Raw genomic sequence first — 22,265 nt, 5'->3', positions numbered from 1 at the left:
TTAGTTGTAAAAAATAAACCCGATAGTTTTTAAAGCTATCGGGTTTTTATTTTAAAAGGTTGTCATCCTGAGCGAAGTCGAAGGCTAGCCAATTGGAACGGGTCTTCGACTTCGCTCAGACTGACAAACTTCATTTAGTTCGAATACTTATTGAACTTTTACGCGAATTCCTTTGGTATGACTTGCAAATTCTGGGGCATACATACTTTGAATTGTTGTAATTCCGTTTGAGAATTCTCCGCTGTTATTTACGCGAATATCATATTCTACAACATAAGTTCCTTTGTTGATTTGATCAAAGAAGAAATGTGTTGCAGTATCTTTTGTACTTGTGTAATATCCTAAGCGATCTTTGTACTGATATTTAGAAAGCACATTTACAGGCTCAAAGCAAGAAGCACGCATATCTTTTAAGTGAATATATTCTGTGTCTTCCTTTGAAGTAATGATTAATCGAACGGTAACTAAGTCGCCAACTTTTAAACGATTTTTTGAAGTGATTTTTTCTAATTGATCTCCTTTTAAGGTGTTTTTCTTTAAATACAGTTCTTTCGAAACTGATAGAACAGATCCTGAATTGTTTTTAATTTTATCCAAATCTTCAAAATACTGCCAGTAAACACCTCCAAATCCGGGAACTTTAGATTTGTTTTGAATGCTTATCGAAGCCATTTCTTTTTTTATTTCTTCGGCTTTCCAATTTAATTTGATATAACCCGTTTCGGCCTCTTTTTCATTTTCTGCCAGTTTTTTAGTTACGATTTTTTCGTCTCCTAATTTTATAACCGTGTTGTCTTTTACAGAAAGCCAGTCAGTACCTTGTGTTAATAAAGCATAAACAGCTTCGGTCGTCGATTTAGTTGTTGGCCAGTTTTTGGTTTGTTTGTTTTTTAACAGCCATACTTTCATTGCGTCGACAGATTTCTTATCGTTATTTACTTCTGCGAAAGCCTCTATTAATAATGCCTGAGTTTCTATTGGAGCCTGATACCAATACCAGCCCGATTTATTAGAAATCCAGTACATTCCCCAATCTTCATTGTTTGATGCTGTTTCTTTTAAACTTTCAATGATTTTTTTGGCGGTTTCTTTTTCTCCAAAACGATTCAAAGTTAATGCAGTTAATCCTTTCTCGTAAATAGAATAATTTAACCAATCATTTTTAGCGGTTTCCAAATAAAGTTTGACTGCCTTTTTCAAAGTATCTGAAAGAGGATATTTTTCTAAATAAAAACTTCTGGTATACAAATAATGAAGATCAGAATATGGGTTGGGCAAAATTAGTTTCTCAGAAGGTTTTAGATCTTTGATTCTGTTTTTATAGTAATCTAAAAATTTAGTATCTAGAAATGGAATTCCTGCTTTTGCAATTTGGTCCGTTTTATTGTTAATGTCGCTGGTTTTAGTCAGTTTTGATAAGTGACCTAAACCTGCCAGAATATGTCTGGTAATATATTCGCTTTCTTCGCTTCCGTCAAACCAAGAAAATCCACCTGAAGCTTTTTGTTTTTGTTTTAATTTTTCGAAAATTGTTTCTTGTGAAGTTTTCATCTTTTCCAAATCAAATAAAAGAGCCAGATTTTTTTTCTTTTGATCTTCGGTTTGAGCATCATTCAGCCAAGGTGTTTCGGCAAGAAGGGTTGACTTTAGTTCTTCGTTTTCTTCTAATTTAGAAATTGGTGTTCCATTTTTTTTCCAATTTTCAAAAACAGCTGCAACCTTTGGATTGCTTGAAATGATTTCTGAAGCTAAAGCATTAGCATAAAAGCGAGCGAAAGTCTGTTCAGAACATTCGTGTTCGTACTCCATTAAATACGGTAAAGACTGAACTGCAATCCAAGTTGGGTTAGAAGTATATTCTAAAGTAAGTTGATGATTTTTTAGAGTTGAAGAAGTATTGTTTTTTAAATTCTCGAACGTATATTGTTTTGTGGAGTTTTCACGTACCCAAATTGGAATACTTTCTGTAACGAGCATATTGTTTGTGAGAACTGGAATAATATTTTCTTCTCCGTCAGAAAAACGGCCTGATTTGGCTACTATTTTATATTGAATGCCTTGCAGATTTTCTGGAATAGAAATTTTCCAAGTTACTGTTGTGTTTCCAAAAGCACCAGCAGTGAAGTTTTTGATGTTTTTTACATTGCCCATCTTAACGTCAATTGGTGTCATGGTAACGGCATCAAAAAATTGTAAACTGGCAATTCCTGTTTTTGCTTCGGCAGTAACATTCGAAATTTTGGCGCTGATTACAATAGTGTCTTTTTCTCTAAAAAAGCGAGGGAAATTTGGCAGAATCATGAGCTCTTTTTGCGTAATTACATTTTTCTCCAAATAAGCAGAAACGGCTTCTTTATTATGAGCCAATAAACGAAGTTTCCAAGCTGTTAAAGCCTCTGGCGAAGTAAAATTTAAGCTTACTTTTCCTTTAGAATCTGTTTTTAGATTTGGCAGAAAAAACGCAGTTTCAGATAGGTTTTTTCTAGCTTTTACTTGATTTAAAGCTTCAATAGCTTTTTTGGTAGTAATAAGGATTACTCCATTTGCACCTTTGGTACCGTATTGCGCTCTGACATCTTTATCTTTTACAATTTCAATTTCAACAATATCATTTGAATCGAGATTTTGGATATCATTTTGTGTTGCTGCTTCTCCATCAAGAATGTATAGAGGTGCCGGGGTATTTGCAGATGTATAGCCTTTAATTTTGTTGTCTTTTGTTTTATCAAATTCTAAAGCAATATCAATTCCTGCAGTATTGTAAACGCTGTTATCTTCTTCTACAATAGTCTCATAAGGTAATGGTTTTTTTGATCGTAGTGCTCCATATCCAACTTCTACAATTTCGTTTAGATTATTTATGTCTTCAATAAGTTTGATGTTTATGTTTTTTTTATCTTCAGGAAAGATTGATTGTTCTTTGAAACCAATCCTGTTAAAGACTAGTTCTTCATTTGATCCAGCTTCTATTTCATAATAACCATCATTATCTGAGATTTGAATTCGCTGCGTTCCTTTTACTTGAACTGATACTTTTGGGATTGGTGAATTCTGAGCGTCAGTAATTACTCCAAAAATCAGTTTAGCATTAGATGGTTTCTTTATTTTTTTATTCAATTCCTTTTGATATTCCCTTTGTTGGTAAGCTGTAAACGAGTCATTAAAGTTAAAACCAAACCACATTAATTTAGGGTTGCTTTCGTTGTTCAATTCAATTTTAGCGTCAATTGGATTTAAGTTTTGTAAAATATTTGTTGTGATGCCAGAAGCGATGTCACTTTTAAAAGTACCGCTGCTGTAGTTTAAGGGGTAAAATTGTAAAAGCGTCCATTTCTGTTCACTAAATTGATCTAAAGAACTGTCGTACATCGAAGCTAAAACTTCAGCTTCATTTGAAGTATTAATAGCATTTAATTTAAATGACCAATTTTCATTTTTTCCTGGATCTATTTTGCTTCTAAAAGTTTCAATATCTAGCTCTAATTTTTTTTCTTCTGTTTTTAAAGGAATATCTATTTGACCGCTGTGCTGTTGATTGTCATAAACACTTTGAAAACTTATGTTCATTGCGTTTTCAAAATAATTTTTTATAGGAACTTTAATAGTGTATTGATTGTTTTGTAAATTGATATTGTCTTCATAATAAGGGATATTATGGTAACTGCCATATATATTAATGAAAAGATTTGGTACTGTCGAGGTTAATTTTACAATTGCAAAACCATCTTTTTTGGCATCTTTATTAATTTGCTCTGCAGTAATCAGTATCCAAGGATTAGGTTTGTCTTTACTTTGAGAAAGTGAGAATTTGGTTTTAGATACGATTTTGTTTTTTAGAGTGTCGAAGGATTCTAGTACAACAACATAATCTCCGGATTTATATTCGGACATAAAATCTAAAGCAATTTCTTTGTCCTTTTCTGTATTGAATTCCGTGTTGTAAACTAAAGTCCCAAGTTCATCTGTTTTTATATTTTCATTTCTTTCAAACGGAAATAATCTTTCAAATTCTTCTTTTGAAATTGTTTCTATTTCTGGTTGTTGAAATATTCTTTCTTTGAATTTATTTGAAAATGGGTTGGTTAAATATATTTTAAGATTTCCTTTAGCAGGAATAAACTCGCCGTTTAAATAGGTACTTGTTATCTTAATTTTATTCTCGTTTTTTGTTACTATGTGATGAGATATCAAAGCGTTTAAGGCTAGCTCATGATAACCTACTTTGATCGTTGTTTTAGCCGTTTGAGTTTCGCCATTAATATCAGTTACAGTAGTTTTAATAATATACTCTAAAATTGGTAAATCTTCTTTAGAAAGAACTTCAACAGTTTTAGCAATAAAAATTATTTCAAATTTTCCCGATGAATCTGTTTGTGTTTTTCCTTCAGAAATTGGTTCAATTCTTCCGTTTTTGTGATAATAGCGGCCATGATCAAAAACATAAGACTTTGCGCTTATTTGGTATTCAACTTTGGCATTAGAAACAGGGCTTCCTGCAAATGCTTTTGCTAAGCCTGTTAGTTTGACTTCTTTTTCAATTTGATAGGTTTCTTTTACAGGATCAAATTTAATTTCGAATTTAGGTCGTTTATATTCTTCAACCTTAAAATCAATTTGAGAATATTCAAAATCAGCATTGTTCCAAAATGCATATTCTTGCTTTTTTATATCATATTTAAAACCATATTGATAATCTTGAGGAGAAGCAATTTTTAGGGTAAAATTACCCGTTCTTCCATTTTTTGGTAAAAGAAATTCACCCGAAAATGAACCAAATTCATTGCTTGTAACCTCAAATTCTTTGATTTTTTTATAGTTTGGGTCAATAATTACAATTTTAAAAAACGTGTTTTTTACAACAGAAGTTATGTTTTTGTCTTTTTGAAAAGCAATCCCTTTAAAATAAATTGTTTGTCCTGGTCTATAGATAGCTCTGTCTAAATATAGTTTTACATTTCCTTTGGGTTTTTCCTCTAGATTATTATTTGAACCATAGAGATCATTTAACGATCTTTTGCTAATTGAAAGCGTATCGTTTGAGGTTGCAAATTGTATATAATCATCATTATAATAATTTTGTGCCGTTTTGTCCGCAAATGCTAAACCATTTTTGTCGGTTTTAATAGTTTGGGTTGGCAGTTTTATCGTTACATTTTCTAGAGGCATTCCTGTTTTTCTATCGAGAGTTTGTAACAAGTCCTTAGAAGCTCCTTTCTTGGCTGCAACAGTAATATTAGTGATGTTTATGAAATCAGCAGAGAAAGCTTTTTGTGTTTTTGTGTCAGAATCACTTTCGATAAATGCTACATAAGAGCCTTTTTCTAATGCTGGTAAAAGGACTTCTGTTGAATACTGAAAATAATCTTTTTTCTGAGGAAGTATATAATCTTGCGTAACAACTGGTTTTTTATTTTCGAGTATTTTATGCGAACGAATATCTACGTTATAAGGGAAGCTTTTTAATTCTGATAATTGATTTTGATTGATTTTATAAAAGGATATTTTTAATTTATTGATATTGTTGTAATAAATAAGCGTTCTGATGTTTTCGCCTATGTAGCTGTTTTTTTGGAGTTGAACTAATAAATACTTAGCTTGTATTTCTGCTTTTTGTTGCAAGGCAAGTTTGTATGTATTCGAATGAATATTTGATGATAAAATACTGTCAAGTAAAGCGACAGCCTTAATTTTATAATCTGGGTGGCTTTTTTTAGAAGCAAACTGTGCATAAAACAAGGCTTTTTCTAATTGGATTTTTTCAATTAAGTTTTGATTGTCAGTGTTTTTTTGAAAATTAGTTAAAAAAGAGAGATAATTACTGTCGTAAGCAATCATGTATTTTTTACAAAACTGTATTCTATTCCATTGATTTTCTAGTGTTGGACTTGTTTTTTCTAGTTTTTGATATAGTGCTAATACATTTTTCAGTTTTGTGTTTTTTATAAAATCGAAATTTAGATTTACAAAATCGCTTGTACTGCCTAATAATTCTTTTGTATGGGTATAATATTCTCTCTTTGAAATTTCCCATTCATAAATTTTAGCTGAAAAATAATTTATATTTTCAGTTAAAGCATAGTCATATAAAGTTTGATTTTTAAAATCATTTATAGTTGAATAATCAAAAATAGTTTCATAATCGGTAAGTGGAGTACTTTTTAAAGCGGTTTCATTTTCTAATGACTCCTTGTAGCTGGTTTCAACTTGTTTGATAAGAATAGCATCAGTCCAAGTTTTAAAATTGTCTTCTTCAAAAACAGTATCGGTTCTATTGTATGAAAAGTAGGGGTCTTTTTTGTGAAAATCACTAAGACATTTTGCATATACCAAATTTAGAATTGCTTTTGATGGTATTGAAACACGATTAATATCCGTTTTTAGATTGTTTAGAATTTTGGTTTGTGCATTTTCATCAACAACTTGTAAAAATTTAGATTGATAGAAAAAGCATTTTATCATTTGAACTTCATCTTTTTCGGCAACTGATTTTTTGTAAATTTTGTTAACGATTGAGTTGGCAGATTTTACTTTACCTTCTTTTTCAAGAACAATAACCTTATTCCATTTTTTGTCATTTTGCTGTCCAAAAAGAATAGAAGAGACTAATAAGAATACAAATAATATGTTTTTCATGGAGGCGTTTTAATCAATAAATGTTCAAATTTCGATTAAGCTTGTTAAGGAGTCAAATTATTTAAAGATAATTTTCGCACAAATTAGCAATTTATCTTCAAAACCAAATTATACAATCTATATTTCCTTATTTTTGAAGAATAATAATTGAGTTTTATTAGTTATTTGCTATTTCGATTAACCAATGAAACAGTTTAACGATTAAACATTTTAAATGAAAACACATTTCATCGCTATTGGCGGGAGCGCTATGCATAATCTTGCATTGGCATTACATAATAAAGGATATCAGGTTACTGGAAGTGACGATGCTATTTTTGAACCTTCAAAATCAAGATTAGAAAAGAAAGGAATTCTTCCTGCAGAAATGGGCTGGTTTCCTGAGAAAATAAGTTCTGATATTGATGCCATCATTTTAGGAATGCATGCAAAAGCGGATAACCCTGAATTGTTGAAAGCGCAGGAATTAGGGCTTAAAATCTATTCGTATCCTGAATTTTTATATGAGCAGTCTAAAAACAAAACTCGTGTTGTTATTGGTGGTTCACACGGAAAAACGACAATTACTTCGATGATTTTGCATGTAATGCATTATCATAATATTGAGGTAGATTATATGGTGGGAGCACAGTTAGAAGGTTTTGATACTATGGTTCATTTAACTGAAGAGAACGATTTTATGGTTTTAGAAGGAGATGAGTATTTGTCTTCTCCAATAGATCGTCGTCCGAAGTTTCACTTATATCAGCCAAATATTGCTTTAATTTCTGGAATTGCTTGGGATCATATTAATGTTTTTCCAACATATGAAAACTATGTAGAACAGTTTGAGATTTTTATTTCGAAGATTACAAATGGCGGGATTTTAGTATATAACGAAAATGACCCTGAAGTAAAAAGAGTTTCAGAAGCTGCGACAAACCCAATTCGTAAAATGGCTTACCATACTCCAGAATATTCTGTTGCTGATGGCGTAACGCTTTTAAAAACACCGGAAGGCGATATGCCAATTGAAGTTTTTGGAGCGCACAATTTAAATAATTTGGCTGGAGCAAAATGGATCTGCCAAAATATGGGCGTTGATGAAGCTGATTTCTACGAAGCAATTGCAAGTTTTAAAGGTGCCTCTAAACGTTTAGAGAAAATTGCTGAAGGAAAAGGAAAAGTGGCTTATAAAGATTTTGCGCATTCGCCAAGTAAAGTTGCCGCAACTACAAAAGCAGTAAAAGAACAATATCCAAATAGAACTTTGGTTGCTTGTTTAGAATTGCACACTTACAGCAGTCTTAATGCGGAGTTCCTAAAAGAATATGAAGGAGCACTTGAGTATGCTGATGTTGCAGTTGTTTTTTATTCGCCAGATGCGGTGAAAATTAAACAATTAGAAGAAGTAACTTACGAGCAGATTGCTACAGCATTCAACAGAAAAGATTTAATTATTTATACTAATCCAGCTGAATTTAAAGAGTATTTATTTAACTTAAATCTTGATAATTCTGCGCTTTTACTGATGAGCTCTGGAAATTATGGAGGTTTGAATTTTGATGAAGTAAAAGGATTGATTAATTAGTCAATTTGATAATGAGATATTTTGCCGATTGTTTTACAATCGGCATTTTTTTTGAATTTAATTTTTAATTATCAAATTGACTAATTTTCTAATTGAAATTTATAATGTCCCACAATTTTGTATTCAAATAAACAGTCTTCTAGAACTTGTCCGCCGCCAACGTTGTGAACGATTAAATGTCGTTTCCCGTCTTTTGATTTTTTATTGATTATGATTCCAATATGCGGCAGTTTATCATTGATCATCCATGTTACAATTTCGCCTGTTTTGTAATCTGAAGGATTTTGAGTTACTGGCAGTTTTATTCCTTTTCTTTCAAAAAACACTTCAAGGTTGGGCACTCTTCTATGATCGATATTAGTATCAGTTTTGGTCATTCCCCATCTTTTTAAATTGGGATATAGTTTAAAATTTTCAATCATATCTTCGTGCACTTCTTTTTGAAGGTCAATTCCTAATTTTCTATACGAACGTATTACCACATCAGTGCAAACTCCTTTGTCTGCCGGAATATCTCCATTTGGATATTGAATCGCAAAGTAGGCGGGATCATAATCTATTGATGAATCAATGATAGATAGCGCAGCACTTGATAATCTTTGATCGAAAGTTTTCGCTGTTTCTTGTAAATTTTCTGATGTTAGAGAGTTTATTTGCTTTTGGTTGCATGATAAAAAAGCAAATATGATTATGATGGTATATAATGATTTCATTTTGAAAAGTTGATTTAATTTAAAGCGATTTAAAAATAAGCAATAAATAAATAGAACAATTATTTATGAATGATTTTTCTTATTTTTTAATATATTCGTCCTCCTGAAAAATAAGCTGATTTAGTTTTTCAGTTAATTGATAAATAATGCTTTTTATGAAATCAAATCATTTTCCTATTAAAGATTGGTCAGATGATGATAAGCCGCGCGAAAAATTAATGCTCAAAGGGAAAGATGCTTTGAGTGATGCTGAGTTGTTGGCCATTTTAATTGGTTCTGGAAGTCGTAATGAATCTGCGGTTGCTTTGAGTAAACGTATTTTAGCAAGTGTTGACAATCTTAATTCATTAGGAAAGTTGGATATTTCTCAATTAATAAACTTTCGTGGTATTGGAGAAGCAAAAGCAATTACCATTATTGCGGCTTTAGAGTTAGGACGCAGGCGCAGGGCAGAGGATACTGTTGAGTTAAAAAAGATTACATCAAGTAAAATTGCTTTCGAAATTATGCGGCCTATTATTGGAGAATTACCTCACGAGGAGTTTTGGGTGCTTTTTCTGAATAATTCAAATAAAGTAATTTCTAAAACACAATTAAGTAAAGGCGGGATTTCTGGAACAATTGTCGATACTCGATTAGTTTTTAGACTGGCATTAGAAAATAGAGCTACTGGCTTGATTTTGTGTCATAATCATCCTTCGGGTAATCTGATCCCAAGTGATGCTGATAAAGATATAACGCGACGAATAAAAACTGCTGGCGCGATTTTAGATGTTAAAATTTTGGACCATTTGATTATTACTGAAACAAAATATTATAGTTTTGTAGATGAAGGAATATTTTAATTTATGAATACCACTATTACAGACATTTTTTTTGACTTAGACCATACGCTTTGGGATTTTGATAAAAACTCAGAAATGGCTTTTGACCGAATTTTTAGCGAGAAGTATTCTGAAGTTAGAGTCGAAGATTTTATTGAAAAATATGCTCCTATTAATCAGGCTTGTTGGAAATTATATCAAGAAGATAAAATTACACATCAAGAATTGCGTTATAATAGATTGAAGCTTTCTTTTGAAGCGCTAGATTATACAATTTCTGATGATAACATTAATCAGATTGCTAATGATTATATAGCGTTTTTGCCAGATAATAATCATCTTTTTGATGGAACTATTGAGGTTCTAGAATATCTAAAACCAAAGTATAAGCTTCATATCATAACAAATGGTTTTGCAAACGTACAAGATAGAAAGATTAGTAATGCAGCCTTAGGCGGTTACTTTGCTACCATTACAAATTCAGAATCAGCAGGTGTTAAAAAACCAAATAGTATTATCTTTGATTATGCAGTCAATTTGGCACAAACATCAAAGGAGAAAAGTATAATGATTGGTGATGATTTTGATGCTGATGTAAATGGTGCACTGAACGCTGGTCTAGATGCTATTTTTTTTAATATTAAAAACATTGAAATACCTGAAAAATATAAACAAATTAATCATTTATTAGAACTTAAAAAATATTTATAATTATGAAATTAAAAGTTTTGTTGACTTTGCTTCTTTGTTCAGTCCTTGGATTTTCGCAATCGATTAACGATTATAAGGCTGTTATTATACCGCTTAAATATGATTTTATTAAAACAGATAATCAGTATAGATTAGCTACAATGACTAAGACAAATTTAGTTAAAGCGGGCTTCCAGGCTTTTTATGTAAACGAAGAAATTCCTGCTGGTTTTAGTGATAGATGTGATCTTTTGTATATTGATGTAAAAAGAGATAATGCATTTTTAGTAACTAAACTTTTTATTGAGTTTAAAGATTGTTACGGAAAAGTAATTTACACATCTGAAACAGGAAGAAGCAAAGAAAAAGACTATGAATTGGCATATAAGGAAAGTTTAGAAGATGCTTTTAAATCTGTCAATGCTTTGCACTATAAATATAGCGGTAAATCAGCGGCGCCTGTCTCTAACAAAGCACAAACAGTTGTAGCAGCAACACCTTTAGTTCCTGCTGTGCAAATTGCTGCAACACCAACTGCAGATGTTTCTGATCCTAATTTATTGTACGCACAGCCAATGGAAAACGGATATCAGTTAATAGACAAAACTCCGAAAGTTGTCATGAAACTTTTAAAAACCTCACGCCCAGATTCGTTTATTGCAATTAAAAATGGTGTTCAAGGAAGTTTGAACGCAAAAGACAATCAATGGTATTTTGAATATTATCAAAACGACAAATTAGTTTCTGAAAAAGTTTCAGTAAAATTTTAAATAAATTGATGGTTTAATAACCATATTTATCTTTCCAACGGTTCTTTAAGAATTCACGGTTGCTATTCTCTCTTGAATTGTTTCCTGGATTATAAAGAACCGTTTGTTTTATGGCATCAGGCAGGAATTCTTGTTCAGCAAAGTTATTTGCATAATCGTGTGAATATTTATAATCGTCACCATAGCCTAACTCTTTCATAAGTTTGGTTGGAGCATTTCGCAGATGAATAGGAACAGGTAAATCTCCTGTTTGTTTTACTAATTGTTGTGCGTTTCCTATTGCCATATAAGAGGCATTGCTTTTTGGAGAAGTAGCGAGATAAATAGCACATTGACTAAGGATTATTCGGCTTTCAGGATATCCAATTGTAGTTACTGCCTGAAAGGTGTTGTTTGCCATAATAAATGCAGTTGGATTTGCATTTCCAATGTCTTCACTTGATAGAATCAGCATTCTTCGCGCAATAAATTTTACATCTTCACCACCTTCAATCATTCTTGCCAGCCAGTAAACAGCTCCATTAGGATCGCTTCCTCGAATTGATTTTATAAAGGCAGAAACAATATCATAATGTTGTTCTCCGCTTTTGTCGTACAGAACCGTATTTTGTTGAACTAACTCAAATACGCGGTCATTTGTAATAACAACTTCTTCAGTGGCTGCGGCATTGATTACAAGTTCGAAAATGTTTAACAATTTTCGACCGTCACCACCAGAAAGACGTAATAGTGCTTCTGTTTCTTTTAATACAATATTTTTTGACGCTAAGTATTTGTCACTTTTTAGTGCGCGGTGTAATAGTGCTTCTAAATCTGATTTTGTAAAGGCATTAAGAATATAAACTTGACAACGTGACAGTAATGCAGGTATAACTTCAAAACTTGGATTTTCGGTGGTCGCGCCAACCAAAGTAATCCAGCCTCTTTCAACAGCAGCTAAAAGGGAGTCTTGCTGAGATTTACTAAATCTATGAATCTCATCGATAAACAAGATGGGGTTTTTGGCTGTAAATAAGCCGCCGCTTTGCTTTGCTTTCTCAATTACATCACGAATATCCTTTACGCCAGAATTAATAGCACTTAAGATGTAAAACGGGCGTTTTGATTCTTGAGCTATAATTTGCGCTAAAGTAGTTTTACCAGTTCCCGGCGGTCCCCATAAAATTAGAGAGGGAATTATTCCTTTAGAAATTTGTTGTGTTAATGAACCATTAGGACCTACTAAGTGGCTCTGACTAATGTAATCTTCTAGTTTCTGTGGGCGAATACGCTCGGCTAACGGTGCTTCCATTTTGTAAAATTACTATTTTCAAATGTATTTCTTATTATTTAGAGGTTCGGAACTTAGTTAGGAAGTAAGTTTTAAGAACTTTTTGCTGACTGACAAATTATCAGTAAATTGTAACTGGATAGTTTTTTGATGTAAATTTTTAGACTATAATTTGACATAGATGAATGATAATCACTTTAAGTTTTCTAATGCTGTTATTGGCCTTCCGGTAATTTTTGTCCTCTTGTTGTGGATTGTTTATTGGGTTCAGATTAGATTTGATTTCGATTTTTATAAGAATGGAATTTATCCACGAGATTTTTATGGATTACAGGGCATTTTCTTTAGTCCATTTATTCATGAAAATTTAGAGCATTTATACAATAATTCCATTCCTCTTTTGGTTTTGTTGGCTGCATTACAGTATTTTTATCCCAAACAAACCATTCCTGTTATTGGTTATGGTATTTTGTTTTCGGGATTAATTACATGGATTATAGGTCGTGAAAATTTTCATATCGGTGCAAGCGGTTTAATTTATGTTTTGGTAAGTTTTATTTTCTTTAAAGGAATTCAAACAAAATATTATCGATTGGTTGCACTTTCATTATCGGTGATTCTGCTTTATGGAGGGATGATTTGGTATGTTTTTCCCGATGTTGATGCCAAGGTTTCTTGGGAAGGTCATTTGGCAGGTCTTTTAACGGGATTTGCACTCAGTTTATTTTATAAAACACCTGAATATTCGAAGCCTATTGTTTATGAATGGCAGAAGCCTGATTTTAATCCTCTTGAAGATCCATTTATGAAACATTTTGATGAGAATGGAAATTTTGTAAATATTGAAAAGAATGAAGACGAGATGGATGAGATTCAATCTTATTTTCATTCTGATACTAATGTGTTTTATGTTATAACTAAAACGGAATCATCAGATAATCAGGAAAACGGTAATTAATTTTCGTGAAAATTAGTTATTTTTGTTTAGTGCATTTATTAATTTGAGATTATGAGAAAAGTATTATTTGCTATTTTGATTGTGCTGTTTTGCAGTTCTAATTTTTATGCACAGTGTGATGTTAAAAATAAGGTGCTGGCAGATGGATCTATGGTGTATTATTTTGATCCGGCAGTTTTTTATACGACGAAATCTAAATCTCTAAAAATTAATATTGTTACTGATAAAGAGAGTTATTTTGTGGCGCTTCAGCCAACTCCTTTTCCGTTAAAAAAAGAAGGGAAAAAAATTAAGGATGATCTAGTTATTCAGCTGGCGGATCATAAAGAGTATAAGCTGACTCATTTCGACACGCAGTATTTAGAAAATGATTCGATTATGCAGGTTTTATATTTAATAGACAATAAAGATTTGGAGGCATTTTCCAAATTTGAAGCTGTTGTAGCAGCAATCAATATGAAGGGAACTGAGTTTGTTAGAGATTATAATTTTAAGCTTCATAAAGATGCAATCATGAAGCAGCTTGCTTGTTTTTTGAAAAAAGAGGAGAAGTGAGGTTAGTCTTCGTGTGGAGGCTCAGGCTTATGTAAAATCTTTTTATTTATATTTTTTAGGAGGTTATTGAACGTTAAGGTTAATGATACTGCATTTACAATTTGATTATTGTCGTTTCTTGGCAGGTATTCATTAGCATAAGTTAGTTCAATTTGTGTGTCTTCTGTAAATAGGTATCCTGCTCCTATATTTAATCTGTTTCTGTCAAAAAAACTTTGTCCGGTTACCTTTGTGCCAGATTTTAGAAAAATCTCATCGGATGCAATTGCATAGATGACACCTTCACGTAAAATTTTGCTGTTTATTGGTTTGATATATTTAATTTGCTGTCTATATCGTAACACATTTTCAAAAGTATCATCTTGATTTTTCATATGACGAAGCTCAGTTCTTAAACGTGTACTAAGAGTATATCCGGTTTTATGAAAGTAATAAATACCCTGTAAAGCAAATCTCCATTCAGGTGATTGAAATTGACCTATTTCTGGTACGTCTTTGTTGTTATAAAATGCAACAAATGAAGATAGTTTCCAGCGTGGCGAAAGATAATAATGTGCCCATCCTCGAAGAGATCTTTGTGTGTTTTGGTCAAATATATTGGGAGAAGATTCGGTGCTACTATAACTCGTTCCGATGTTTAATTCCGTAGACCACTTTTCACTGAGCGTTCTGTTAAATTGAACTTCGCCCCAAAATTGATTGTACTTTGTGGTTTGTCCATAATTAATTGTTGCAGTTAGGAATACTGCAACAATTAAGCTGAGTTTGTTAAATATTATTTTATAAACAGGTTTTAAAGACATTCAATATTGTATTAAGTTGCCACCCTATTTCAAAATTTTTTTTAGCTTCTTTGGCGAACGGCTTCATATAAAAAAGCACCGCAGGCAACAGATACATTTAGTGATCCTATTGATCCAAACATTGGTAATTTTGCTTTTTCATCTACAATCTTAAGTACAGATGGATTGATTCCCCTGTCTTCAGATCCCATGATGATCGCCACGGGTTCATTTAATGATAAATCATAAATGTTTTGATCTGTTTTTTCGGTTGCAGCCACAGTTTTGATTCCTGACCCCTGAAGATAGAATATTGCATCTTTAATATGTTCTACTTTGCAGATAGGAACATTAAAAACAGCACCGGCAGATGTTTTAACAGTATCGCCATTTACGGGAGCAGAACCAGCTTTTTGTACTATAATTCCGTTTACACCTGTACATTCAGCTGTTCTAATAATAGCGCCAAAATTTCTTGCATCTGAGATTTGATCCAGTATTAAAAATAATGGTTTAGAACCCGAAGCAATTGTTGATTCTACAAGGTGTTCTATATCTATGAATCCAATAGGTGAAATAGTTGCTACTGCACCTTGGTGATTGTTTGGAGTTAGTCGGTTTAGTTTTTCAACAGGAACATAAGAGAAATTAATGTTGGCACGTTTCATTACTTTCATTAAATCTTTCATTAGTTCGCCAGAAATATCTTTTTGTATAAATACTTTATCTACTTCCTGACCTGCTTGTATTGCTTCTATAATGGCTCTAATGCCAAATATTTGATGTTCTTTTTCCATAGGACAAATATAGGTATATTGTTTATATAAAAAAACCACTCTGAATGAACAGAGTGGTTTAGTGTATATGCTTGTTGAAATAAATTAGTCTTTATCCCACCATACCTTAGTTGTTACATTACTAACAACAGTTGCGTTTGGATTGTAATTTCTTTCGTCCGAAGGAGTTGGGAATCTTACAGGAATAGTTTTAGTATTTGATGATTGGTTTGGAACCAATGCAGGCAATCCTGTTCTTCTGTAATCATTATATGGCTCCATAGTCAAGAAAAGTGCGTTATACTTCTGTTGAATAATGTTTGCTAAAGTTGCTGTACTTACAGTAGCTAAGAAAGCTGGAGTTGCTGCAGTTTTTGTAACTTTTAGGACTGATGCAGCAATAGCAGCTTCTAAAGCTGGTTGAGCATTTTGTCCTAATCTGAATTTAGCTTCAGCTTCAATAAATTTGGCTTCAGCGTAAGTTACCATTCCTACAGGAGAGTCTGCGTCAGCGTAAGCTAAGCCAATATATGAAGACGAAGTTGTGTCTAAATCATTTGCAGCGTTACCAGTATAGTTTCCATTGTCATCTTTTGCAATAGCAAAAGGTAATCTTGGATCAGCTGCAGTTTTTAAACCATCAACAAAGTACTTTCCTGTTTTAAGGTAATTAGCACGGCTGTTATCAAAAGCATACCATTGATTTAGAGCGTTTGCAGTTGCAAAGAAAATTGCATTTGCATCATCAGTATTTGCAGTCATTCCAGCAGCAGTAATATAATCTAATGCTTTTTGAGCAGCACCTGTATCAACTTGCGTTAATCTTAATGCATATCTTGCTTTCAATACATAAGCAACTTTGATCCATTTTGTTGTGTTCCCTGCAAAAATAAAATCGTCAGCTCCTGGTCTAGATTCATTGCTTGCAGCAGGTTTTTTTAAGTTTACAATAGCTTCATCAAGAATTGTTTGTAATCGTTGATAGATTTCTTGCTGTGTATTGTATTTTGGAGCTCTGTTTCCTTCTTCTGCTCTAAAAGCTTCATCGTAAGGAACATCTCCCCATACGTCTGTTGCGTATCCTAGATTTAAGGCAGTTAATACTTGTCCAATACCATTGTAGTAAGGGAATTTGTCAGCAAAATCACGAGATAAAATGTGACCACTAATTAACGTAGTTCCATAAACTGTGTTCCATTCATTGTTTACGTCTTGTTCGCTAAGAATATAACGTTGAATATCTCCTAATTGTCCAACACTAGTACCAGCTAGGTGTTGGTCAAAAATATTCGCAGTTCTGATTAGACCACTTGTGTGTGTTGAAAAGGTCGAAACTTCCATAGCAGACAACAATAAAGTTGGTGTAGTTGTTGTTGGGTTGTTTGGATTTTCATTAAAGGTGTCTAATTCTGTCTGGCAGCTGGTTAGTAAACTAGCACCAACAGCTGTAAGAATTATACTTTTTATATATTTTTTCATTTTTATTTGTTTTAAATTTAAAAGCCAACTTTAAGAGTCATGATAAATGACTTGCTTCCAGGATTATTAAAGTAATCTAATCCGTTGATTCTTGAACCAGCACCAGTTAAACTTGTTTCAGGATCTACACCTTTATAATTAGTGTTTAACCATAAGTTTCTTCCAGTAAATGAAATTTGAGCTGAGTTGATTGCTGTAAATCTTTTTACATCAAAGTCATAGCTTAAAGTCACGTCACGTAATCTGATCCAGTTAACGTCTGTAACAGCTTCTTCAGCGGCTCCACCACCATCACCTAAGTATTTTTGGTAGTAGTTTTTAGCTGTAATAGCAATATCGTTTTTAGAACCGTCAGCTTTAACACCGTCAATGATATATGTGCGCTCTCTGTCTCCAGATGCCTCAGAAACACCAAAGTTATGAAGTCTTGCTAATGTACCATTATAAACTACACCACCATGTCTGAAATCTAGTAAACCTGATAAAGTTACTCTTTTGTATGTGAAAGTGTTTCTTAGACCTCCTGTCCATTTTGGAGCAGAGTTTCCTAAGTTACCAGTTTCTCCGTCAATAATTGCTAAACCATCGCTTCCGATAAGTTTATTTCCGTTTGCATCACGTGCCCATTTAGTTCCGTAGAAACTTCCTAATGGTTGACCTTTAACAGCGTAGTATCCAATTGATCCAAAAGCAGCTTCAATTTGAATTTCGCTTAAGCTTCCTGAAATGTCAGTTACTTCATTTTGGTTTTTAGCCCAGTTTGCATTGATGTTCCATTGGAAAGGATTGCTTTTGCTGAAAATATCGTATCCTAATTCAATTTCTAATCCTTTGTTAACTAACTCAGCAGCATTTTGGTAAACTGATTGGAAACCGCTTGATGCTGGTAAAGGTAAAGTGATTAATAGATCTTTAGATGTTTTGTAGTATGCATTTACGTCAAATGATAAACGGTTGTTTAAGAATTTAGTGCTTAAACCTACCTCATGACCTAATACTCTTTCAGGCTTTAAGTCTTGGTTTCCTAAACCTCCAGAAACTGTCATACCATTAATTCCATTGTAAGGAAAACTTAGACCGTCTGTAAAGCCGTCAGTCATAAATGGTTGAGTGTAAAGAGAGCGTGTTCTGTAAGGGCCAGGAGCAATACCTACTTCACCGTAACCATATGTAAGTTTTGCAAAATTAATTGCCTCTGGTAAATCAAAAGAACTTGTTATAACCCATGATGCAGATGCTGCAGGGAAAATAGCACTGTTAGCGTTTGTTCCGTAAGTAGATGACCATTCTTGTCTAACAGATCCTGTTATGAAAAGTTGGTTTTTAATATCAAATTCTAATTGTCCAAAAACGGCTCTTGACATTATCTTTTCTTCATAGTTTGAAGCGTATAATTGAGTAGCATTTGATAAGTTGTAAAGTCCTCTTACAGCAAGTTCTTTACCTCTCGAGAATACATCGGTATTTTGACTTGAACGTAAGTTAAGACCTGCAGTATAGTTGATTTTTAACCATTCAGTTTGTAATGGAAGTAAACCACTAGCGATGAAGTCAGCGTAAAATTGTTTGTTGTTGATATTGTTAAATGCTACTTCTCCAATACCTGCAAGGTTATCACCATTAGATGAGATTGCAAAAATTTGTTTACGGTAATCAGAGTAAGCATCAACACCACCTTTTGCAGTTAAAGATAACCATTCAGCTGGTGTGTAAGTTAAGAACATATTTCCAAAAACACGGTTAACATCACTTGTTGCTGGGTTTTCGTTTACTGTGAAATATGGGTTATCATAAGATGCGAAATAGTTTTTGTTATTTCCTTCAGCATCCATGTAGTTTCTTAAATCATAGTTTCCTACTGAACGTAATAAACTTAACATAACTCCAGAAACGTTACTTCCATTTTGAGCCAGCGTATTTGTCGTACGTGTGTATTGTAAGCTACCTCCAGTTTTCCATTTATCGCTAAGCTTTAAATCTCCAACAAGTCTTAAGGTATTTCTTTTTAATCCTGTTTCAGGAACCATACCAGTTTGTGTAGTGTTTCCGTAAGAAGCTCTATAAGTAGCTTTGTTGTCTCCTCCGTAAAAAGAGATGTTGTTCGTGTAAGTTAATCCTTCTTGAAAGAAGTTTCCAACGTTATCATACATTGGTACGCCTAAAGCAGATGCAGCAGGCCCCCAGCTTTGTGGTGTGTTTGTTGGGATTGAAGTTGCAGTAGCGCTAGTTCCTTGTACATACTTACCTTGTCTTTTAGGTAATTGACTAACTTTATCAATAGCTAAAGATGTTGAGAAGTCAATTCCTAAACCTCTTCCTGCTCTACCTTTTTTAGTTGTATAAAGGATTACACCATTACCAGCTCTTTCTCCGTATAACGCAGCAGCAGCAGGTCCTTTAAGTACAGATACGCTTTCTACGTCATCTGGATTGATGTCTAATGCTCTGTTAGAGTTGTTGATACCTGATAAGTTTGCATTAAAAGGATTATCTCCAGCAGTAGTTTGACTTGTAGTATTGTCAATTGGCACACCATCAACAACGATTAGAGGATCAGAAGTACCTGTAATTGTGTTTACACCTCTAATGATAATTTTACTTGATGCTCCAGGAGTACCTCCAGTTCCAATAACCTGAACCCCAGCTGCTTTTCCAGCTAAAGCTTGAAGAACGTTTTGTTCACCTGACTTTGTGATTTCATCTGCACTTACTTTTGATACTGCGTATCCAAGTGTTTTTTCAGATCTTTTAATCCCTAATGCAGTTACAACTACACCTTCAAGTTCTACTGAATCATCTTTTAATTTAACATTAATAGAAGTTGAGGTTGCTGCTACTTCCTGAGATTTCATCCCGATGTAGCTAAATACCAAAACTTGGCTTGATGATACTTTGATAGAGAATTTACCATCAAAGTCTGTTTGTGTTCCTGTTTTGGTTCCTTTAACTAATACACTCACACCTGGTAAAGGCATTCCTGCATTGTCAGAAACTGTTCCAGAAACAGCTCTTTCTTGCGCAAAAGAAAGTTGCGCAACTAGTACTAATAAAAGCACTAAGAATCCATTGAACTTTAGTTTCATTTTTAAATATTTTGAATTAGTTCGACAAAAATCTTAATAATTTGTTAATCTACCTAATATAAGGAGCTTTTTTTTTAGTTAAATTATAATTTTGAGGAGGTATATTGTTGTTTTATTCGTAAAAACCGGTCTAAAATTACAAATCCGTATTTTTTTGTGTTAAAATTGAGAATAATTAAAAATATTGACAATGCGCGAAATGTTAAATTTATTCAAGAGGCCTTTTTAATTGTTTTTTTTATAACTTTTATCTTAAAAAAGAGTTTGTTAGCGATGTTGCTTTTTGTTAAAATTGTGATAATCGTTAGATGGTTATGTGTTAAGTTATTTGTAACGCAATAAAAAAGAAGAGGTATTTGGTGTTTGATATCGATTGTTTCTTTTTTGTAATGTAAAATAATGGTTAAGTTTTTTTGTTGTTTTTTTTGATGTAGTGGTGGCTCTTAGAATTTGATGTTGTAATTTATGTTTAGCATGCTGTTGTATAGTTTGATTTCTGTTTTGTTTGTGCTTCCGTTTGCTATTGTGATTTTTAAAAGTCCGTTTTTTGTTAGTAGTCCTAGTCCGAGACCGGCAGAAAATAATGTGTTGATTTTTTTTGGATTTGCTGGGTTGGTTTGGTCTAGGTATATGCCACAGTCAAGTATACTATGTATATATAAGTTTTGGTTTGTTAGATATCTGTATTCTGTCAGGAGTAAATTGATGTTGTTGCCTTGAAGGCTGTTTTCGGCAAATCCGCGAATTGATTTTAGTCCGCCAAATCGAAATAGTTCGTTTGTTATATAGTTTTTGCTTTTTAGGTACTGACTTTGAAGGTTGGTATAGAAGTAGTTTTTCTTGTTAAGTTCAAAGTTGTAAGATAGGTTTAGGTTAAGGAGTAGTTGCGGGGTTGTTTTTGTTGGTGTTGGTGAGCTGGAAGTGTTTCTTTTTCCAAAGCCAATTGTGGAGTAGATGTTTGCTTTTTTGTGAAAAAGATCGTTACTGTTGTTGTTTTTTCTGTAATCGAAGGTTAGTGTTGTGAAAGAATTTTTATAGTCACTAATCATTGAGTTGTTTGTGTTTTGGATGTCGCTTGATTCTGTAGCTTGGTGGCCTAGATAGATTTTGGAATTGTAATTTAGATAATAGCCAAGATCAATCGATGTTTTGGTATTTTGAAAAGTGCTGTCTTGTTTAAATATGTTTAATTGTGCTTTTATTCCAAGAGAGCTTTGGAAGATGTATGGTATTTCGATTTTGGTATTAAAGGATTGTTGCTGGTTGCCGTCGCTTTTCCAGTACAGCGAAAATTGTTCGCCTGAGTGTAATGTGTTTAATAATGTAATATCAAGATATCCGTTGAGTCTTATTTTTTTGTTTTCTTCATTTGAGAAACCTATGTAGCCGTCAAAAGTGTTTGCTTTTCTTTTTTTTATATAGGAGTAAATTTTGGTAGAGTCGCTTGTAAATAGAATTTCAGGATATTTTGTTTGATTAAGGAATTCAAAGTTGTTAATGTCGGTGTAAAGTTCTTTTAATGTCTCTTGATTGAAGGTTTTGTGTGTGTATTTTTTGTTTAGCTGTTTTAGATGTGCTTTTGGAAAGTAATCTGTTTTGGTTGTGTTTTGGTATTTTATAATGATCGAGTTTATGACGCGTTTTTTTTCTGATTCGAATTTTAAATCAGAATATATTGTTTGTTTTTTTCTTCGGATATTTTCAAGTTTAAGTTTGCTTAGTGCGTAACCTTGTTTTTCTGCATCAACTGTTATTTTGTTCAAATAGTTTTCTATTTCATTGTATGGAATGATTATGCTGTCATTTTTTTTTGTTTGTAAATTGAAAATGGAATTAATCGATTTTGTATTTAAGTGTATGTTGGTGATTTGTTTTTTTGGAATTATTAAAGTAGTGTAAGTGCTGTCGTTTATTTTGTTGGTAGTTAATGTTTGGTTGTCTATGTATCCCTTTTTTGATAGCTTTTGTGATGTGATTATTATTTCGTTAAGAAGGGATTTTGTGTTTTTATGGGTTTTTGAATAATTTGTTGAGTCTATGATTTGGGTTTCGGCAGGATTTGATCCGTTAATGGTTAAGTGAAAGTTTTGTGCATAACAAGAAAAACTTAGGCTGAAGAAAAATATAAATATAAATTGTTTCAAGTGTTGTTTTGTGTTGAT

At 32.7% G+C, this 22,265-nt stretch carries 14 protein-coding genes; 6 read left to right on the top strand and 8 right to left on the bottom strand.

The genetic code is table 11. The features are described 5' to 3' along the window. Positions 1-147: 147 nt before the first annotated feature. Entirely contained in the window at positions 148-6,633 is a 6,486-nt protein-coding gene (locus BOW57_RS10780) for an MG2 domain-containing protein (RefSeq protein ID WP_129054161.1), read from the bottom strand. 214 nt (positions 6,634-6,847) lie between these two features. Here BOW57_RS10780 and murC point away from each other — a divergent pair, with 214 nt between their 5' ends. Then, positions 6,848-8,203, top strand: coding sequence for a UDP-N-acetylmuramate--L-alanine ligase (gene murC, locus BOW57_RS10775; protein ID WP_129054159.1), 1,356 nt, complete (start codon positions 6,848-6,850; stop codon positions 8,201-8,203). An 80-nt stretch (positions 8,204-8,283) separates the two neighbouring features. On the opposite strand, the gene BOW57_RS10770 is transcribed toward murC, so the two are convergent. Then, positions 8,284-8,916, bottom strand: a complete 633-nt coding sequence (locus BOW57_RS10770; RefSeq protein WP_129054157.1) for a DUF1287 domain-containing protein — start codon at positions 8,914-8,916, stop codon at positions 8,284-8,286. A gap of 155 nt (positions 8,917-9,071) precedes the next feature. Between BOW57_RS10770 and radC the strand changes: the two genes are divergently transcribed. The 3 genes from radC to BOW57_RS10755 are packed head-to-tail and all read left to right on the top strand — an operon-like array spanning position 9,072 to position 11,200. Then, positions 9,072-9,761: a DNA repair protein RadC gene (radC, locus tag BOW57_RS10765; RefSeq protein WP_129054155.1), complete on the top strand. Its 690-nt coding sequence runs from the start codon at positions 9,072-9,074 to the stop codon at positions 9,759-9,761. Positions 9,762-9,764: 3 nt separating this feature from the next. Beyond that, the gene (locus BOW57_RS10760; RefSeq protein ID WP_129054153.1) at positions 9,765-10,451 is read left to right on the top strand and encodes a YjjG family noncanonical pyrimidine nucleotidase; all 687 of its coding nucleotides are present in this window, start codon (positions 9,765-9,767) and stop codon (positions 10,449-10,451) included. A 2-nt stretch (positions 10,452-10,453) separates the two neighbouring features. Then, positions 10,454-11,200: a hypothetical protein gene (locus BOW57_RS10755; RefSeq protein WP_129054150.1), complete on the top strand. Its 747-nt coding sequence runs from the start codon at positions 10,454-10,456 to the stop codon at positions 11,198-11,200. A 13-nt stretch (positions 11,201-11,213) separates the two neighbouring features. Here the strand turns inward: BOW57_RS10755 and BOW57_RS10750 are convergent, their stop codons facing one another. Further along, complete coding sequence (locus BOW57_RS10750) at positions 11,214-12,491, bottom strand: replication-associated recombination protein A (RefSeq protein WP_129054148.1); 1,278 nt, start codon at positions 12,489-12,491, stop codon at positions 11,214-11,216. A 160-nt stretch (positions 12,492-12,651) separates the two neighbouring features. Here BOW57_RS10750 and BOW57_RS10745 point away from each other — a divergent pair, with 160 nt between their 5' ends. Both BOW57_RS10745 and BOW57_RS10740 read left to right on the top strand, forming a co-directional pair. Further along, complete coding sequence (locus tag BOW57_RS10745; RefSeq protein ID WP_129054146.1) at positions 12,652-13,428, top strand: rhomboid family intramembrane serine protease; 777 nt, start codon at positions 12,652-12,654, stop codon at positions 13,426-13,428. A gap of 51 nt (positions 13,429-13,479) precedes the next feature. Further along, a complete protein-coding gene (locus BOW57_RS10740; RefSeq protein ID WP_129054144.1) occupies positions 13,480-13,983 on the top strand; it encodes a hypothetical protein in 504 nt (167 codons plus the stop codon). Positions 13,984-13,985: 2 nt separating this feature from the next. Here BOW57_RS10740 and BOW57_RS10735 read toward each other — a convergent pair whose 3' ends face one another. The 5 genes from BOW57_RS10735 to BOW57_RS10715 form a co-directional block, all read right to left on the bottom strand. Next, positions 13,986-14,786, bottom strand: a complete 801-nt coding sequence (locus BOW57_RS10735; protein ID WP_129054142.1) for a DUF2490 domain-containing protein — start codon at positions 14,784-14,786, stop codon at positions 13,986-13,988. 41 nt (positions 14,787-14,827) lie between these two features. Continuing rightward, positions 14,828-15,562, bottom strand: a complete 735-nt coding sequence (gene rlmB, locus BOW57_RS10730; protein ID WP_129054140.1) for a 23S rRNA (guanosine(2251)-2'-O)-methyltransferase RlmB — start codon at positions 15,560-15,562, stop codon at positions 14,828-14,830. A gap of 84 nt (positions 15,563-15,646) precedes the next feature. Continuing rightward, positions 15,647-17,020 carry a SusD/RagB family nutrient-binding outer membrane lipoprotein gene (locus BOW57_RS10725; protein ID WP_129054138.1) on the bottom strand — a complete coding sequence of 458 codons (1,374 nt, stop codon included), beginning with the start codon at positions 17,018-17,020 and terminating at the stop codon, positions 15,647-15,649. A gap of 17 nt (positions 17,021-17,037) precedes the next feature. Further along, positions 17,038-20,103, bottom strand: a complete 3,066-nt coding sequence (locus BOW57_RS10720; protein ID WP_129054136.1) for a SusC/RagA family TonB-linked outer membrane protein — start codon at positions 20,101-20,103, stop codon at positions 17,038-17,040. Between the two features lie 443 nt (positions 20,104-20,546). After that, positions 20,547-22,247 carry a ShlB/FhaC/HecB family hemolysin secretion/activation protein gene (locus tag BOW57_RS10715; protein WP_241687433.1) on the bottom strand — a complete coding sequence of 567 codons (1,701 nt, stop codon included), beginning with the start codon at positions 22,245-22,247 and terminating at the stop codon, positions 20,547-20,549. Positions 22,248-22,265 lie beyond the last annotated feature (18 nt).

It is taken from the genome of Flavobacterium sp. YO64, from assembly GCF_004119505.1.
Lineage (GTDB): Bacteria > Bacteroidota > Bacteroidia > Flavobacteriales > Flavobacteriaceae > Flavobacterium > Flavobacterium oncorhynchi.
Note: the sequence above shows the minus strand (reverse complement) of the source record. Positions and strands in the feature narration are given on the sequence as shown.